Here is a 16542-nt window from a genome sequence, read left to right as displayed (position 1 = left end):
ACTCCCCTAGAACTGGAGGGACTTGGTCTGGAGGTACTCGGTCATGCCGTGCACGCCGAGTTCACGGCCCACGCCGGACTGCTTGTAGCCCCCGAAGGGCGCGAGCGGGTTGAAGCGGCCGCCGTTGATGTCGACCTGGCCGGTGTCCATGCGGCGGGCGAAGGCCACCGCCTCCGCCTCGTCCCCGGCCCAGACGGCGCCCGCGAGGCCGTAGACGGTGCCGTTGGCGATGCGCAGGGCGTCGTCCTCGTCGTCGTAGCGCAGGACGGACAGGACGGGGCCGAAGATCTCCTCCTGGGCGATGGTCATCCCGGGGGTGACGTCGGCGAAGACGGTGGGGCTGACGTAGTAGCCCTTCTCGCGCGGTGCCTCGGGGCCGCCCGCGACGAGCCGGGCGCCCTCCGCGGTGCCCTTCTCGATGTAGCCGCGGACCCGGTCCCGCTGTCTGGCGTTGACCACGGGGCCGATGCGGTCGCCGTATTTGGCGGCGGCGGTCGCGGCGAGCTCGACGGCCTCGTCGTACCGCTCGCGATGGACCAGCATCCGGGTCCAGGCGCTGCATGTCTGACCGGAGTTGGACATCACGTTGGCGACGCCGACATGGACCGCGCGGGCCAGGTCGGCACTGGGCAGGATGACGTTGGCGGACTTGCCGCCGAGTTCGAGGGCGACCTTCTTCACCGTCCCGGCGGCGATCGCGCCGATCCGGCGGCCGACGGCGGTGGAGCCGGTGAAGGAGACCAGGTCGATGTCCGGGTGCTCGGCGAGGGCCTGGCCGGCCACCGGGCCGAGGCCGGTGACGAGGTTGAACACACCGGCCGGGATCCCGGCTTCGTGCACGGCCTCGGCGAAGAGCCGGGCGACCAGCGGTGTGTCCTCGGCGGGCTTGACCACGAGGGTGCAGCCGGCCGCGAGGGCGGGGGCGGTCTTGGCGACGATCTGGTGGAGGGGGTAGTTCCAGGGGGTGATGGCGCCGACCACACCGATGGGTTCGTGGAAGACCGTCGAGTTGCCCACCCGTTCCTCGAAGGCGTACGTCGCCGCGAGGTCGGCGTACGAGCCGGCGACCGCGACCGGCACGCCGGCGTGGACGGTCTGGGAGAGCTTGAGGGGCGAGCCCAGTTCGGCCGTCACGGTCGCGGCGATCTCGTCCTGGCGGGCGAGGAGCACGTCGCGGAGGGCGGTGAGGCGGGCGGCGCGCTCGGCGGGCGGGGTGGCCGCCCAGGCCGGGAGGGCGGCGCGGGCCGCCCGTACGGCGGCGTCGATGTCCTCCAGGGTGCCCGCGGGAACGGTGGCGATCACCTGTTCGTCGGCCGGGTTCACGACCTCGATCACGCCTGGTCCCGCGGCGGGGCGCCAGGTTCCGTCGATGTACATGCCGTCGTATGCCTTCATCGCGCTTCCTCCGGGGGCGGGCGTCGGTGAGCGACTGCTCGGGTTCGTCTCCGCCACTTAAACTAGCGGTGATAATTTTCCGGCGCCAGAGGTGAGCCCGTACGCTCCCGTCACTCCTCCAGATCGGGCAGCCGGTCCGGGTTCGGGCAGATGCGCCGGCCGTACTGGTCGAAGACGAACAGATGGGCGAGATCGACCAGGAGCGGCACCTGCATGCCGTGCCGGAGCCGGATGTCGGGGGTGGTCCGGACGATGAGGTCACCGGGCAGGCGCGCTTCCACGGCGGCGGAGGCCTGGCCCGGCTCTCCGGGCCCGGCCGGCGCCGCCACGGACCCGGCACGCAGTGCCCCGGCCCGCACCCGCAGGCGCTCCATGACGGTTCCGCCCTCGCGGCGGCGACGCCGGTCCGGACGGTCGGGCGCGGGGCGCGGGGCCTCCAGTTCGGGGACCAGGGCGGGGCTCGAACCGGTGTTGAAGTGGACGAGCACCTCGTGGCCCTGGAACTCCAGATGCTCCACCAGGCCGGTGAGGGCCACCTCACCGGTCCGGGCGGCGGCCGGTTTGGCGATCCGTACGGCCTCCGAGCGCAGGCCCACGATCACTTCCCTGCCCTGCTGCACCCGCAGCAACTGGTGGTCCAGGGAGAGTGGTTCGGGGAGCCGCAGAAACTGTTTGCCCAGGCTGATGGTCATCGCCCCGTCCAGCGGGGCGCGCACCAGACCGCGCAGCAGATTGATGCGCGGGGTACCGATGAACGCGGCGACGAAGACGTTCTCGGGCAGCGAGTACACCGCGCGCGGGCTGCCGACCTGCTGGAGGACGCCGCCGCGCAGTACGGCCACCCGGTCGCCGAGCGACATCGCCTCGGACTGGTCGTGGGTGACGTAGACGGTGGTGACGCCCAGTTCGCGGGTGAGCTGGGAGATCTCGGCGCGCAGATGGTTGCGGAGTTTGGCGTCGAGGTTGGACAGCGGCTCGTCCATCAGGAAGGCGGAGGGGTGGCGGGCGATGGCCCGGCCCATGGCCACCCGCTGGCGCTCGCCGCCGGAGAGCTGGGCGGGGAAGCGGTCGAGCAGGTCCTCGATGCCGAGCATGCGGGCGGTGGCGTCGACGCGTGGGGCGGGGTCGGCGCCGGGGGCCTCGATGCGCAGCGGAAAGCCGATGTTGTCACGGCTGGTCATGCTCGGGTAGAGGGCGAAGTTCTGGAACACCATCGCCATGTCCCGGTCGGACGGGGGCAGATCGTTGCTGTACTCGCCGTCCAGGAACAGCCGGCCCTCGTCGATCTCCTCCAGTCCGGCGATCATCCTGAGCACGGTGGACTTGCCGCAGCCCGAGGGGCCGAGCAGGACGAGGAATTCGCCGGGCGTGATGTCCAGCGACAGCCGGTCCACCACGCGGGCGTCCCGCGTGTATGCCTTGCTCACGTCGTTCAGGGAGATGGCGCGTGTCATGAGGGTGCCCCCGGGGGCTCAGCAGGGCGGTGGCGCTCCGCGGTCGAACGCCTCGTGCGGGTCGTACGGGGCGCGTGAGTCACGGAAGCTAACGGAAAGTACGCGCCCGGGGGAAGATGCGGGACGGGATCTCGGCTTTTCGTCCGATCCGTGGGAAAGCGGACGTCCCGATTCAGAGTGCGGGGAAACCGTGGAGGCGTGAGCCGACAGGAATACTCACCGTTCCGAAAGCCCCTCACCCGACACACCGGCCGGGCCGAGGCGCACGGACGGGGGTCGTGCGGCCCCCTCTTTCTTCGTCAGCACAGGGGGCCGCACGTGGTGCGGCGTCGAGTGGCGCCTTGGGACATCCATGATGAGGGATCGCGTGCAATTGCAGAGCAGAACTGCTGTTTTTCCCCTCAAAGGGATGAACCCGCGCGCCATCGGAGGGCGGGTGGCGGGGCGTGGCGCGAGGGGGCGGATCAGCTTATTGTTCCGTAATCCCATGATCACATAGCGTGGGGCGACCGTGTGCGGTCATCCTGGCTGTCTTCCTGACGGCGCTTCAGCACCGCCCGAGGGAAAGCCTGTTGGTGCCGTTCGCTAGAGAGACCGAGTGCGATGTCGAGTAAAAAGGTGGTGGCCGCCGTCGTCCTGGCGGTGGCCCTCACGTGGAGCACGGTGATGACCGTGCTGGGACACGCGGCCGCCGCGGCGGTCCTGCTGCCCTCCCTGGGCCTGCTGGTACAGCAGGTCGTCCAGGCCTTCACGGCACCCGAGGGACGCTCCCGTCCCGCGGATGCCGTACCGTGCCGTGCCGATGGTCCGGCCGGGCTGCGGGACGGTCAGGAGGCGCCGCGATGATGCCGTCGTCCGATGCCGCCCAGCCCCCGCCGCACAGCGTCAGACGGGGCCGCCCGCCGGCCCCCATCTCCCCCGACGCCGGCCCGCTGCACCGCGCCTGGCTCGAACCCGTCCGCAACGTGTACTTCACCAGCGGTCTGACCCAGGACGACCTCGTCGACCGGTCCGGCTACTCCAAGACCCGGATCAGCGAACTCCTGCGGGGAAACGGCTACTACCCGCCCTGGGAGATCACCTTCAGCGTGATCCACGCCCTGGGGATGCCCACGCCGCCCATGGTCCGGCTGTGGAAGGCCGCGGCCCTCGAAGCCGACAAGGGCCCGGAGTGGATCCGCCAGTGCATCGAGCAAGTCGCCCACGAGGCCGAAGGACCCCCGCTGCCGTACCAGGCGTTCACCGAGACCATGCACCGCCCCTACCTGGAGTACGCCCGCGCCTTCCTCCTGACGGACCGGCGGGCCCGGGGCGTCGTCGCGGAGACCAACGACATCCTGTGGCTCTCCTGGAAGGAGGCCACCGCCAGCGAGAACCTCAACCGCTACGCCTGGCTCCTGCTGCGCTCCCGCGTGATGCTCCGCGCCGCCCGCGACGGGGGCCGCCCCGATCTGCGCGCCGCGGTCTTCTCCACCCGCGAGATCCGCGCCCACCAGGACCCCGGGCGCATGGTCGCCCTGTCCGAACTGACCGACCTCTTCGACGCCGTCAGCCGCCTGCCGGACGACCAGATGGACGTCGCGGTCCTGCACTACCTGTGCGGCATCCCCGACCAGCGCATCCCCGACGTCCTCGGCCTGAGCCCCGCCATCGCGCACGCCGTCGACCACCACGCCCGCGCCACCGTCGAGGCCCTCCTCGGCATCCCCGACACCCGGGAGTGACCCAGCCCGCCATGTCTGCCATCGACCAGCTCCTCGCCCGAGCCCGCCTGTACCACCACCCCGACGTCCCCGACGACACCGTCCCCCACGACGACGGCGTCTGCACCGACCACCTGCCGGCCGCGACCGTGCCCACCGTCCCCGGCGGCACCGCCCCCACGGACCCGGCCGCGGCCCGGCAACTCCACACGCTGTGCGAGACCGCCGTCACCGCGGTCACCCCCGACGTCCTGGACTTCTTCACCGACCAGGTTCCCGACCACCACTGCGCCTGGCTCCTGGGCTGCGCCCTCCACCTCGCCGGCCTCGAGGACGGCGCCCGCTTCTGGTGGCAGTACGCCGCCGGTGACGGCCACCCTCCGGCCTGCTACACCCTCTCCCTGCACCACCGCGTCCGCGGCGAACAGCACGCCGCCGCCTTCTACGCCCAGCAGACCGGCCTCGACCTCACCTCCGAGGGCGGGGCGGCGGAAACCCTGACCGTCGTCGGTACGTGCCCGCCCACGGACATCCGCTTCGACACCGGAGTCTCCACCGTGCTCCGTATCCTCAGCGAACTCGCGGCCCCGGGCCACCGCCGCCGGCCCCACCGCGTCGACGCCCTGACCAACTACGTCGCCGACGCGGTCACTCCTCACTACCACCGCTACCCGAACATCGAACTGCCCGTCCCCGAGCCCCGGTTCGCCGACCGGGTCGGCTTCCTCCTCAGCGCCGCCCCGCCCTGGAAGGCCCGCCCCCCGCGCGCCACCGCGCCCGCCCTGCCCGTGCGCACGGAGACACCCGGCACGGCCCCCGGGCCCTGACCCGGACACCGGAGGCACCGGAGGTATCGGCCGAGTGGCCCAGGGGGCGTCCGGCGTTCGTGCGGCACCTCGCCGCGGGTCACTCGGCTGTGCCCCCGGCGTCGGAGCCGTTCGTCGTGTCGCCGCTGCCGCTGCCGCGCGGACGGACCACCCGGACCAGTTCGCCCGCCGTCAGGGTCGCCGTCGCCACCGCGCGCGCCCAGCGCGGGCCGCCCCGTGAGGCCCGGACGACGCAGGCGCATCCCCCGAGGACCACCAGAAGCACACCGCTCAGGACGATGACGAGCATGGGATCCCTCCCCGTAGGTGTACGGGGGCGAAATCCCTTCGCCCGGACCCTACTTGTGTGTGATCCCGCCATCCTCTCAGGTGCGCACGGCGGTCCGCGGGGTCAGCTCGACGGGCACCCCGTTGAGGACGGCGTTGCCCGACAGCGGGTCGAGGAGACGGCCGTCGAGGAGCTGGTTGACGTTGGCGCCGGGATCGACGGCCGCGTGTCCCATGCGGGTGCCGGGGCGGTCGTGTCCCCAGCCGTGCGGCAGGCTCACCACACCGGGGCGCACGGCGTCGGTGACCTCGGCGGGGACGGTCACCTCTCCCCCGGGACCCTTGACGCGGACCGGCTGCCCGTCCCGGACGCCGAGGCGTTCGGCGTCGTCGGGGTGGAGGTGCAGCGTGCAGCGGTTGGAGCCGCCGGTCAGGGCGGGCACGTTGTGCATCCAGCTGTTGTTGGAGCGCAGATGGCGGCGGCCGACGAGGACGAGCCCGCCGGGGCGACTCTCCAGGGCGGCGCGCAGGCGCGGGAGGTCGGCGGCGATCGGCTCCGGGAGCAGTTCGACCTTGCCGCTGCGGGTCTTCAGCGGCTGGGGCAGCCTCGGGCGCAGGGGGCCGAGGTCGATGCCGTGCGGGTGGGCGAGCAGCTTCTCCAGCGTGAGCCCGTCCGGGTCGGCGCCGAAGCCGTCGCCGTAGGGGCCGAGGCGCAGCATCATGTCGAGGCGCCGTTCGGGGCCGTTGTCGCCGGTGAGCAGGCCGGCCAGGTGCCCGGGGTCGCGGTCGTGGACCGGGGAGTGCGGATCCCGGACCGCCTTGCCGAGGGTCCGGTCGATCACCATGGTGTCCACGGCGGCGGGGTCGGCGCCGTGCATACCGGTCGCGACGAGGACGAGCCGGGCGAGGATCTCGGTCTCGGCCATCCGGCCGGGTTCCAGGGGGACGGCGGGGCGGGTGTAGCGGACCTGGTTGCGTACGGCGAGGGCGTTGAAGGCGAAGTCGTGGTGCGGGCTCTGCGCCGGCGGGGGCGGCGGCAGGACGACGTCGGCGTGGCGGGAGGTCTCGTTGAGGTACGGATCGACGCTGACCATGAAGTCCAGGGCGTCGAGCGCCTTGTCGAGGCGGTCGCCGTCCGGGGCGGAGAGCACCGGGTTGGCGGCGACGGCGATGATCGCGCGGACCGGCTCGCCCTCGTCGGTGAGGGTGTCGATCTCCTCGGCGAGGGCGGACAGCGGGAGTTCGCCCTTGGCCTCGGGGTGCCGGCGCACCCGGGAGTGCCAGCGTCCGAGGGCGAAGCCGCGGCCGGGTCCGGCGGGGCGCGGGGTCCTGTCGGTGGCGGCCTGAGGGAAGAGGGCGCCACCGGGGCGGTCGAGGTTGCCGGTGAGGACGTTGAGGACGTCGACGAGCCAGCTGGCCAGTGTGCCGTGCGGGACGGTGCAGCTGCCGATGCGGCCGTAGACGGCGGCGGCGGGGGCGGCGGCGAGGTCGCGGGCGAGGGTGCGAATGGTCTCCGCGTCGATGTCGCAGGCGGCGGATACGGCCTCGGGTGTGAAGTCGCGGAGGGCGGCGGAGAGTTCGTCGAGTCCCTGGATGTGCGGCGCCCGCTCGCCGGGATCGGCGAGGCCCTCCTCGAACAGGGTGTGGGCCATCGCCGCGAGGAGCAGGGCGTCGGTGCCGGGGCGGATGGCAAGGTGGCGGTCGGCGAGGCGGGCGGTGCGGGTGCGGCGGGGGTCGATGACGGTGAGCGTTCCGCCACGGGCCCGCAGGGCCTTGAGCCGGCCGGGGAAGTCGGGTGCGGTGCACAGACTGCCGTTGGACTCCAGGGGGTTGGCGCCGATCAGCAGCAGATGCCCGGTGCGGTCGAGATCGGGTACGGGGATGAGCTGGGCGTCCCCGAAGAGCAGTCCGCTGGAGACGTGTTTGGGCATCTGGTCGACCGTGGAGGCGGTGAACAGACTCCGGGTGCCGAGCCCGGCGATCAGCACGGGCGGGTAGAGGGCACCGGCCATGGTGTGGACGTTGGGGTTGCCCAGGACGATACCGACGGCGTGCGGGCCGTACCGCTCGACGACGGGCCGTATTCCGGCGGCCACGGCGTCGAACGCCTCCTCCCAGGTGGCCTCGCGCAGTTCGCCGTCGACGCGGACGAGCGGGCTGCGCAGCCGGTCGGGATCGGAGTCCAGGGCGCCGAAGGCCGCACCCTTGGGGCAGATGAAGCCCTTGCTGAACACGTCGTCGCGGTCGCCGCGGGCGCCGGTGACCCTGCCGCCCTCGATGGTGAGGGTCAGGCCGCAGGTGGCTTCGCACAGGGGGCAGATACGCAGGGCGGTGCGGGGCACGGGGCCTCCCGGTACGGCGGCGGTGGCGGGGCACGGACGGACCGAGCATACCGACCGGTACGCATGCTGGGGAGAGGTGGCGTGGACCTCTCCCCGTGGCCTCTCGCCGTGGCCTCTCGCCGTGGCCTCTCGCCGTGGCTTCTCGCCGTGGCTTCTCGCCGTGGCTTCTCTCCGTGGACCTCTCTTCAGTCCAGCACCCGGGCCAGGTAGGCGCGCAGCATCTCGCGCAGCTCGCCGATCACCTTCTCGTCCCCTTCGGGCGCCATCCGGAACGCCAGGTGGACGAGGGCGTCCGCGGTCTCGACGGCGACGAGGAAGGTGCGGCGCAGATCCTCGTCGGCCTCGCGGCCCAGGTAGGCGGAGAGCAGGTCGGTCAGGCGGTCGGCGACCCTGTGGTTGGGTTCGGCCCTGCGGGTGCCGACCGGGATCTGGTTGCCGAAGTCGACCAGGGAGAAGCCGGGTGCGGTGCGCTTCATGTCCAGGTACGCGTCGAGCACGACGTCCATGGCGTGCCGCCAGCCCTGGTCGCCGGTGGCCCTGAGACGTTCGGTGACCCGTTCGGAGAACCGCTCCAGATTGCGCTGGGCCAGGGCGTCGGCCATCTGGCGCTTATTGCCGAAGAAGCGGTAGACGGAACCGATCGGCACCCCGGCCCGTTCCGCGACGGCACGGGTGCTGAGGTCGTCGTAGCCCGCCTCGTCGAGGAGCTCGGCGCAGGCGTCGAGGATCCTGGCCAGGCGCTCGGTACTGCGCCGCTGCACGGGCGCCCTGCGGAGCGAGGTCGCGTCGGGCACGGGCTTCATCATGTCCGTCCGGCCCCGTCCGGCGAGGTCCGCCGTCCGTCACGGACGCGGCCGTCCGGCTCCGGCCCGGCCGTCCCGGGCACCGCCGCCCCGGCGATCGGCTCCACACTCGGGTCCGCGCCCGGTGTCTCCCGCGCCACCGTGATGTCGGCCGTGCTCTCCACCGGCTCCCCGTCCACGGCCCACACCGAGCCGTCGTCCGCGTACAGGCGCGCGGTGACCTCGTGCGTACCGTGCGGGACGAAGCCGCTGGAGAGGTGGTACTCCGGGGTGCGCAACAGGGCGACACGGCGGCCGTTCACCTCGAGATGCGCCATACCGCGGCCGGCCACCGCCCGTTCGCCCGTCCCGTCCGGGGAGAAACGGAAGTTGCGCACGCGCAGCCGTACGTCCCAGCCGCCTTCGGAGTCGGGCTGGACCTCCACACCCACCTCGGGCGCCTCCCCCGCGTCCACCTCGCGGTAGGGGCGCCCCTCCTCGTCCCGCTCGTCGAGCAGCCGGCCGCCGGGTGAGGACGACGCCTCGCCCTCACCCTGGGCACGGAACGCACAGCCCGCGGATCCGGCCAGCAGTACGACACAGACCGCGAGCGCGGTGATCAGCCTCCGCCTCCACGTCATGCCGGGAGCCTAGAACACCGGTGCGAGCCCGCGGATCCACCTGAAGTCGGGCCCCGTCCTACGCCGGGAGGAGGAGGGGTGGACGAACCGGGCCCGCGCGCCCCCCTTGCGCCGGAGAAAACGCAATCCTACGGTGTCCTATAGGAATCGACTCCGAGGGAGCAGTGAGCATGAGCGATGGGGGCACCGCCCACGCGAGCGCGTTCGAGCGCGCGGCAGCGCGCAAGGCCGCCGAGGGGCTGGAGCATCTCTCCGGCTTCGGCAACGAGCACAGCTCCGAGGCGATCCCGGGCGCTCTGCCCGAGGGCCGCAACTCGCCGCATCGCGCACCGCTCGGACTGTACGCGGAGCAACTGAGCGGATCGGCCTTCACCGAGCCGCGGGGGGAGAACCGCCGTTCCTGGCTGTACCGGATCCGTCCGTCCGCGGCCCACCCGGCGTTCACCCGCACCGGCAACGGCGCACTGCGCACCGCGCCCTTCACCCAGACGGTCCCCGACCCCAACCGGCTGCGCTGGAACCCGCTGCCGGAGCCGGCCGCGGGAACCGACTTCCTGGCCGGCCTGTGGACCCTGGGAGGCAACGGCGACGTCACCCAGCGCACCGGCATGGCCGTGCACCTCTACCACGCGACCGCCTCGATGGACCGTGTGTTCAGCGATGCCGACGGTGAGCTGCTGATCGTCCCCGAGCACGGAGGGCTGCTGCTGCGCACGGAGTTCGGGCTGCTGCACGTGGAGCCGGGACACATCGCGCTGGTGCCGCGCGGGGTACGGTTCCGGGTGGACGTCCTGGACGAGTCCGCCCGCGGATATGTGTGCGAGAACTACGGAGCACCCTTCCGGCTCCCCGACCTCGGCCCGATCGGCGCCAACGGGCTGGCCAACGCCCGGGACTTCCGGGCGCCGGTCGCGGCCTTCGAGGACGTCGAGGGCCCCGTGCAGGTGGTGAACAAGTTCTGCGGCAACCTCTGGTCGGCCACCTATGACCATTCCCCGCTGGATGTCGTGGCCTGGCACGGCAACCATGTGCCGTACGCCTACGATCTGCGCCGCTTCAATGTGATGGGCACCATCTCCTACGACCACCCGGACCCCTCGATCTTCACGGTGCTGACGGCGCCGAGCGACACCCCCGGCGTCGCCGGGGTGGACTTCGTGGTCTTCGCCCCGCGCTGGCTGGTCGGCGAGGACACCTTCCGTCCGCCGTACTTCCACCGGAACGTGATGAGCGAGTACATGGGCCTGATCGAGGGCGCGTACGACGCGAAGGCGGAGGGCTTCGTGCCCGGCGGCGGCTCGCTGCACAACATGATGTCGGCGCACGGACCGGACCGGGAGACGTTCGAGAAGGCGAGCGCCGCGGAGCTGCGCCCAGAGAAGATCGACGACGGTCTCGCCTTCATGTTCGAGACGCGCTGGCCGGTGTCCCTGACCCCCCAAGCGGCACGGGCCGAGCATCTGCAACAGGGGTACGACGACGTGTGGCAGGGGATCGAGCGCACCTTCCGACCGTTGCGCTGAACCGTTCCTGACCGGTACGGATAGCCCGTGACCTCCTTCGCTCCGGATTCGATCGTCCTGAACCGCAAGTTGCCGCTCTGGTACCAGGTGTCGCAGTCGCTGCGCGCCTCGATCCTCGGCCGCTCGCCCCACGATCCCCTGCGTCTGCCCACCGAGGAACAGCTGGCAGGGCATTACGGGGTGAGCGTGCTGACCATGCGGCAGGCGCTGAAGGAGCTGGAGGACGAGGGGCTGATCACCCGCCACCGCCGGCGCGGCACGTTCATCGAGCCCGACGCCCGGCGGGGCGCCCCGGTGCGGCTGCTGGGGTCGGTGGACGCGATCGTGGCCCAGCAGTCCGGGATGACCACCGAACTGCTGGAGCACGGCCCGGCGCCGGTGCCGGCGGAGATCGCCGAGTACTTCCCCGGCCTGTCCGAGGTGGCGGCGTACCACCGGCTGCGCAGCGACGAGAAGACGGGCGAGCCGACCAACCACGCCCGCAACTACGTGCGCCCCGAGATGGCCGCCCGGATCGATCCGGCCGACCTGGTGCGGTGGCCGATGACCAAGGTGCTGCGGGATGTCGTCGGGGCGGACATCAGCCGGATCACGGACACGGTGGAGGCACGGCTGGCGGACCCGGAGACGGCCCGCCTGCTCCAGGTCCCGCTGCTCAGCCCGATCCTGCACTACACGGGCATCACCTACGACGGCGACGGCCGGGTCCTGGACGCGGCCGTCATCAACTACCGGGGCGACCGCTTCTCCTTCACGGTCACGCTGGACGCCACCTGACCCACGCCCCCGGGACCACCGCCGGACGCCCGCCGCCCCCCAGGCCGCCCCCGCACGTCAGGCCCGCGCTCCGGGTGGCCCGGCGGAAGGCCGGGGCCGGCCCTGGCGCGTCCCCCGCCGGCGGGCCGGGAAGTCCCGGGGTCTGCCGGAAGGACCGGGAGAGCCCCAGGGTCCGCCGGAAGGACCGGGAGAGCCCCAGGGTCCGCCGGAAGGACCGGGAGAGCCCCAGGGTCCGCCGGAAGGACCGGGAGAGCCCCGGGCGGAGCCGGGGCCCGGACCGTGCGCGGCCTCGTGACGCGCGCGTCACGCCGGACGCCACCCGATCCCCGCCACCGGAACTCTCGGCGGACACCCGCCGCCACCGGGCGACCGGTCCCCACATCAGGCCCACTCCGGGTGCCTGCCGCGACAGGCCCGGGGAGCGCCGAGGTCCTCCGGCAGTGGCGGCGGGAGCCGTCCGCGGCCTCGTGCCGCGAGCGGGAGTACGCCGACGGGGCCGGGGTCGTACGATGCCCAGCGTGACGCACGACGACGCTCCGCTGCTGGCGGACCTCATGCCGTGGTCCGTCGCACCGCCGCGGCTCGGCCGGGGGTGGCCGGCGGCCCCCGACCCGGCGTCCCTGAAAGCGCGTTGGGACGCTCTGGTGAAGGCCGGGGCAGCGGACCGCGAGGTCCTGTTCCAGCCGACCCGTTCCCGCACCCCGCACACGGCGGTCGGGCAGTTGCCGGGCCGAAGCGGCGGCACGGAGAGGCTGGCCCGCGCCCCGGGCCCGTGCCCCGAGCCGGTGCGGGTCCTGTACGCCCCGTTCGACGAGCAGTGGCTCATCCCGGACCAGCGGCTGATCGACGCCGCCCGGCCCGAGTTGTGGCGGGTGGCGGACGAGCGACAGGTGTTCGTCGTCGAGGCGGTCACCTCGCGGGGCACCGCCGCCGTCGACGACTCCACCGGACCGCCGCTGCTCGCCACCTCCCTGCTGCCCGTGCTCCGTACAGGACGCGTCCGCCCGCTGTACCGCAGGCCGGGCGCCGCGGAGCCGAACCTGGCCCCGGGTCTGACGGACCACCTCGCCTCCCGGCTCGGCCGCGACACCTCCCCCGTGGACGTCCTCGCCTGGGCGACAGCCGTGGCCCGGCCCACCCCCGGGGGCCTCGCGGTGCCGCTCACCGGGGACGCGGACACATGGGAACGGGGTGTGGCCGTGGGCCGCAGGATGCTGTGGCTGATGCGGCGCGACGGGGAGCGCCCGAAGCTGCCGGGCGGGCGCCGCCCCTACGTCCGTGCCCCGCTGCCCTCCCGGCCGCCGGCCGTGCGCTACGACCGGGACGAGGAGGCCCTGCTGCTCGACGAGGGCCGCATCTCCCCCGTGCCGCCCGCGGCCTGGGACTTCGAGGCGGGCGGTGTCCGGGTGCTGGAACAGTGGTTCGCGGCCCGCACGGAGCCGGGCGAGCCGGGCACCCTGGCCGCGATCCGGCCCGCCGTCTGGCCCCAGACCTGGACCTCGGAGCTCCTGGAGCTCCTCACGGTCCTCGCCCTGCTGGCCGAACTGCGCCCGCAACGGGAGGCGTTGACGGGCCCGGCGGTCCCCGACCCGGTCACGCCGGCCGAACTGCGCGAGGCTGGCGTGCTCCCGGTACCGCCCGGGGCGCGCCGCCCCGCCTCTGTGCTGGACGCCCGCGAAGAAGGCCCGGAGGGCCAGCTCGCGCTCATCTGACGTCCACCGGCCCCGCGGGTTCAGCGGCGGGGGTCGAAGCCGTCCAGCATCCGGCCGAGCGCCCGCTCGAACACCGCCTCCAGATCGATCGGCCCCGCGTCCTCCGCGAAGGCCGCCGCCATCCTCGGGTAGTCGCCGGTCGCGATCCGGCCGCCCAGGTAGGCGATCCGCATCGCGTTCTCCCGCTCCTGCGACCAGGGCAGCGAGCGGGTGCGCTCGTCGGTCGCCAGCTCGTTGGCGACGTAGGTCGTCACGATGCCGTTGAGCATCGCGATCAGCTCCAGCTTCGTGCCGTAGGGCTCGGGGAGCGGGTCCAGGCAGGCCAGACAGTGTTCGAGATAACGCAGGGCGTTGGGGCTGAAGCCGTAGACCGGTGACATCAGCCGGGGCAGCCACGGGTGGCGGTGCATCAGCGCGCGGGTCTGATGAGCCACCCGGAGCATGTCGGCACGCCAGTCGCCGGCGGGCTCCCACAGCTCGTGCTCGCCGCCGGCCGCGTCCACCATCAGTTCGTACAGGTCCTCCTTGCGCGGGACGTAGTTGTACAGCGACATGGTGCCGCAGCCGAGCTCGGCGGCGACGCGGCGCATGGAGACCGCGTCCAGGCCCTCGGCGTCGGCGATCCGTACCGCCGCGGCCGCGATGTCGCCGCGGGTGTACGCCGGTCGCGGTCCACGGCCGGTGCGCTCGGGGCGCGCCCAGATCACTTCGGGTTCGGACGCTCGGCCCGCCATCGGTCATCACCTCCCCACCATCGTAGTTACGTACACCGTACGTAGTGCGCTATGGTCACCCCATGACTACTACGTACGCTGTACTTAGTGAGGGTCTGGAGAAGCGTTTCGGGGAGGTCCATGCCCTGCGCGGGCTGGATCTGGCGGTGCCCGAGGGCACCGTGTGCGGGGTGCTCGGGCCCAACGGCGCGGGCAAGACGACCGCCGTCCGGGTGCTGACCACGCTGCTGCGGCCCGACGCGGGCTCGGCGCGGGTCGCGGGCCACGACCTCGTCCGGGAGGCAGCCGCCGTACGGCGCGGGATCGGCGTCACCGGACAGGACACCTCCATCGACGCAGACCTCACCGGCCGTGAGAACCTGCGGCTGTTCGCCCGGCTGCACCGGGTGAGCGGGGCCGCCGCACGCGCCGCCGAGCTGCTCGACCGGTTCGGGCTCACGGAGGCGGCCGACCGGCCGGCCTCCGGCTGGTCGGGCGGCATGCGACGCCGGCTGGACCTGGCGGTGAGCCTGATCCGGCGTCCGCAGGTGCTGTTCCTGGACGAGCCGACGACCGGACTCGACCCGGCGAGCCGGGCGCTGATCTGGGAGGCGGTGCGGGAGCTGACCGGCGAGGGCACGACCGTACTGCTCACCACCCAGTATCTGGAGGAGGCCGACCGGCTCGCCGACGACATCGCCCTGGTGGACCGGGGACGCGTCGCGCACACCGGCTCACCGGCCGAACTCAAGGCGCTGATCGGCACGCACGCGGAGGTGGTCGTCGCGGACGCGGACGCGCTGACAGCGGCGGCCGGAGTACTCGACCGGCTCACCGGATCGGAGCCGTCCCTGGACCGGGAGCGCAACGCGGTCGGCGCGGTCACCAGGGACACGACGCTCACGCTCCCGCACCTGGTGCGCACGCTGGACGCGGCAGGCGTGCCGCTGCTCGACGCGAGCCTCAGGCCCCCGACCCTCGACGACGTGTTCCTCCGGCTGACCGAGGACCCGGGGGCCCTCGCCGGCCATCGGACCGACGACGACAAGGAGCGTGCGGCATGAGCACGTTGGCGTACGACGGCACCGCGATGCTCGGCCGGCAGCTGCGGCGGGTGCGCAACAACCCGGGGCTGATGATTCTCAGTCAGACGATGCCGGTCAGCATGCTGCTGTTCTTCGGTTACGTCTTCGGCAGCGCGCTCACCGTGCCGGGCACCGCGTACCGGTCGTTCCTGGTGCCGGGTCTGCTGGTGGCCACGGCGGCGGGCGGGTTGATGACCGGCATGTTCCAGTCGGCCCAGGACGTGCACCGGGGGGTGACGGACCGGTTCCGCACACTGCCGATGAGCCGGGCGGCGGTGCCACTGGGCCAGGCCTTGGCGGATGTGCTGGTGACGGCCGCCGGGACGGTGCCGTTCCTGCTGGTGGGGCTCGCGGTCGGCTGGCGGGTGGAAGGGAGCGCACCGGCGGCGGTGGGCGCCCTCGCGCTGCTGCTGCTGTTCCGCTTCGCCTGCGTGTGGACCGGGATCTGGCTCGGCCTGCTCACCCGGAGCGAGGAGGCGGCGGGTCAGCTGGGCGGGGCGACCTTCCTGCTGCCGCTGCTGTCCAGCGCGTACATCCCCACCGAGGGCCTGCCGGGAGGGCTGCGCACGGTGGCGGAGTGGAATCCGGTCAGCGCGGTGGCGACGGCGCTGCGGCACCTCTTCGGCAACGCGTCGGCACCGGAGGGGGCCGCCTGGCCGGTGGCACATCCCGTCGCGGGGTCACTGGCCTGGTGTGCGGTGCTGCTCGCGGTGTTCGTGCCGCTCGCGGTGCGGGAGTACGCCCACGGCAAGCGGTGAGGCACGGGGAGGAGCGGTGAGGCACGGTGAGGAAGGGAGGGACCGGCGGGCCCCCGGCATCACTGCCGGGTGGGACCGGGGGCGCCGGCGAGGGGACGTGAGGGCGCTCCGACGCGCCCGGTGCCCACCAGTGCCGCGGGGACGACGGACGGGGGCAGGGCGCTGCGCCGGGACGGTGGGACCGTCCGGCGCGGGCGCTACCGGCTGCCGAAGAGGGAGCGGCGCAGTCGACGCAGCGGGGCGAACAGCGAGACGCGGCTCGTCCGGGCCCGTGAGCCCCTGGCGCCGCGGCCGTGCACGGGCTCACGCGCGGTCAGCTCACGCATCAGCGAGGTCGCCTCGGCCGTCTCCCGCTGCGGGACCGCCGGCCCCGCGAGCACCGAGAGATGGCGGTCGAGGCGCGAACTGCTCGCGCCGCTGCCGCAGGTGATCGCAGGGACCCTGGCCCTGCTGCGCACTGTTATCTGTTCCATGTCACTCCCCACCCGTACGAGTCCACCCGGCCCGGGCAGGGTAACCCTATCGCCCCATCCGGGCACGCGTGTATCGCGGTCACAGGATTC

At 73.0% G+C, this 16542-nt stretch carries 16 protein-coding genes; 8 read left to right on the top strand and 8 right to left on the bottom strand.

Annotated features, from left to right (window positions below):
• Positions 1-6: 6 nt before the first annotated feature.
• Entirely contained in the window at positions 7-1395 is a 1389-nt protein-coding gene (locus tag ACIF9R_RS00430; RefSeq protein ID WP_399972206.1) for an aldehyde dehydrogenase family protein, read from the bottom strand.
• A 110-nt stretch (positions 1396-1505) separates the two neighbouring features.
• Positions 1506-2849 (bottom strand): ABC transporter ATP-binding protein, encoded by a 1344-nt coding sequence (locus ACIF9R_RS00425; protein WP_399972203.1) that lies wholly within the window; start codon positions 2847-2849, stop codon positions 1506-1508.
• 603 nt (positions 2850-3452) lie between these two features.
• On the opposite strand from ACIF9R_RS00425, the gene ACIF9R_RS00420 reads away from it, so the two are divergent.
• Genes ACIF9R_RS00420 through ACIF9R_RS00410 form a run of 3 tightly spaced genes read left to right on the top strand, consistent with a single transcriptional unit; the run spans position 3453 to position 5379 of the window.
• Positions 3453-3695: a hypothetical protein gene (locus tag ACIF9R_RS00420; RefSeq protein ID WP_399972201.1), complete on the top strand. Its 243-nt coding sequence runs from the start codon at positions 3453-3455 to the stop codon at positions 3693-3695.
• Positions 3692-4573 carry an XRE family transcriptional regulator gene (locus ACIF9R_RS00415; protein ID WP_399972199.1) on the top strand — a complete coding sequence of 294 codons (882 nt, stop codon included), beginning with the start codon at positions 3692-3694 and terminating at the stop codon, positions 4571-4573. Before ACIF9R_RS00420 ends, ACIF9R_RS00415 begins: the two co-directional genes overlap by 4 nt.
• Positions 4574-4584: 11 nt before the next feature.
• Positions 4585-5379, top strand: a complete 795-nt coding sequence (locus tag ACIF9R_RS00410; RefSeq protein ID WP_399972197.1) for a hypothetical protein — start codon at positions 4585-4587, stop codon at positions 5377-5379.
• 79 nt (positions 5380-5458) lie between these two features.
• Here the strand turns inward: ACIF9R_RS00410 and ACIF9R_RS00405 are convergent, their stop codons facing one another.
• From ACIF9R_RS00405 to ACIF9R_RS00390, 4 genes are all read right to left on the bottom strand, one after another.
• Positions 5459-5668 (bottom strand): hypothetical protein, encoded by a 210-nt coding sequence (locus ACIF9R_RS00405; protein ID WP_399972195.1) that lies wholly within the window; start codon positions 5666-5668, stop codon positions 5459-5461.
• Positions 5669-5744: 76 nt separating this feature from the next.
• Positions 5745-7988 carry a molybdopterin oxidoreductase family protein gene (locus ACIF9R_RS00400; protein ID WP_399972192.1) on the bottom strand — a complete coding sequence of 748 codons (2244 nt, stop codon included), beginning with the start codon at positions 7986-7988 and terminating at the stop codon, positions 5745-5747.
• Between the two features lie 185 nt (positions 7989-8173).
• Positions 8174-8791: a TetR family transcriptional regulator gene (locus tag ACIF9R_RS00395; RefSeq protein ID WP_399973006.1), complete on the bottom strand. Its 618-nt coding sequence runs from the start codon at positions 8789-8791 to the stop codon at positions 8174-8176.
• Positions 8791-9411, bottom strand: a complete 621-nt coding sequence (locus tag ACIF9R_RS00390; RefSeq protein WP_399972189.1) for a hypothetical protein — start codon at positions 9409-9411, stop codon at positions 8791-8793. The genes ACIF9R_RS00395 and ACIF9R_RS00390 overlap by 1 nt, the downstream gene beginning before the upstream one ends.
• A 170-nt stretch (positions 9412-9581) precedes the next feature.
• On the opposite strand from ACIF9R_RS00390, the gene hmgA reads away from it, so the two are divergent.
• From hmgA to ACIF9R_RS00375, 3 genes are all read left to right on the top strand, one after another.
• Positions 9582-10934 (top strand): homogentisate 1,2-dioxygenase, encoded by a 1353-nt coding sequence (gene hmgA / locus ACIF9R_RS00385; RefSeq protein ID WP_399972186.1) that lies wholly within the window; start codon positions 9582-9584, stop codon positions 10932-10934.
• A 27-nt stretch (positions 10935-10961) separates the two neighbouring features.
• Positions 10962-11711: a GntR family transcriptional regulator gene (locus ACIF9R_RS00380; RefSeq protein ID WP_399972183.1), complete on the top strand. Its 750-nt coding sequence runs from the start codon at positions 10962-10964 to the stop codon at positions 11709-11711.
• Positions 11712-12220: 509 nt separating this feature from the next.
• On the top strand, positions 12221-13423 hold the full coding sequence (locus ACIF9R_RS00375; RefSeq protein WP_399972180.1) for a type ISP restriction/modification enzyme: 1203 nt from the start codon (positions 12221-12223) through the stop codon (positions 13421-13423).
• Positions 13424-13443: 20 nt separating this feature from the next.
• Here the strand turns inward: ACIF9R_RS00375 and ACIF9R_RS00370 are convergent, their stop codons facing one another.
• The gene (locus tag ACIF9R_RS00370) at positions 13444-14157 is read right to left on the bottom strand and encodes a TetR/AcrR family transcriptional regulator C-terminal domain-containing protein (protein ID WP_399972178.1); all 714 of its coding nucleotides are present in this window, start codon (positions 14155-14157) and stop codon (positions 13444-13446) included.
• A 62-nt stretch (positions 14158-14219) separates the two neighbouring features.
• Between ACIF9R_RS00370 and ACIF9R_RS00365 the strand changes: the two genes are divergently transcribed.
• Together ACIF9R_RS00365 and ACIF9R_RS00360 are read left to right on the top strand one after the other, a co-directional pair.
• Complete coding sequence (locus ACIF9R_RS00365) at positions 14220-15200, top strand: ATP-binding cassette domain-containing protein (RefSeq protein WP_399972175.1); 981 nt, start codon at positions 14220-14222, stop codon at positions 15198-15200.
• Entirely contained in the window at positions 15197-15979 is a 783-nt protein-coding gene (locus ACIF9R_RS00360) for an ABC transporter permease (RefSeq protein ID WP_399972172.1), read from the top strand. Before ACIF9R_RS00365 ends, ACIF9R_RS00360 begins: the two co-directional genes overlap by 4 nt.
• Positions 15980-16176: 197 nt before the next feature.
• Here the strand turns inward: ACIF9R_RS00360 and ACIF9R_RS00355 are convergent, their stop codons facing one another.
• Complete coding sequence (locus ACIF9R_RS00355) at positions 16177-16452, bottom strand: hypothetical protein (protein WP_399972169.1); 276 nt, start codon at positions 16450-16452, stop codon at positions 16177-16179.
• Between the last annotated feature and the right edge of the window lie 90 nt (positions 16453-16542).

It is taken from the genome of Streptomyces sp. NPDC086080, assembly GCF_044540255.1.
Taxonomy (GTDB): domain Bacteria; phylum Actinomycetota; class Actinomycetes; order Streptomycetales; family Streptomycetaceae; genus Streptomyces.
Note: the sequence above shows the minus strand (reverse complement) of the source record. Positions and strands in the feature narration are given on the sequence as shown.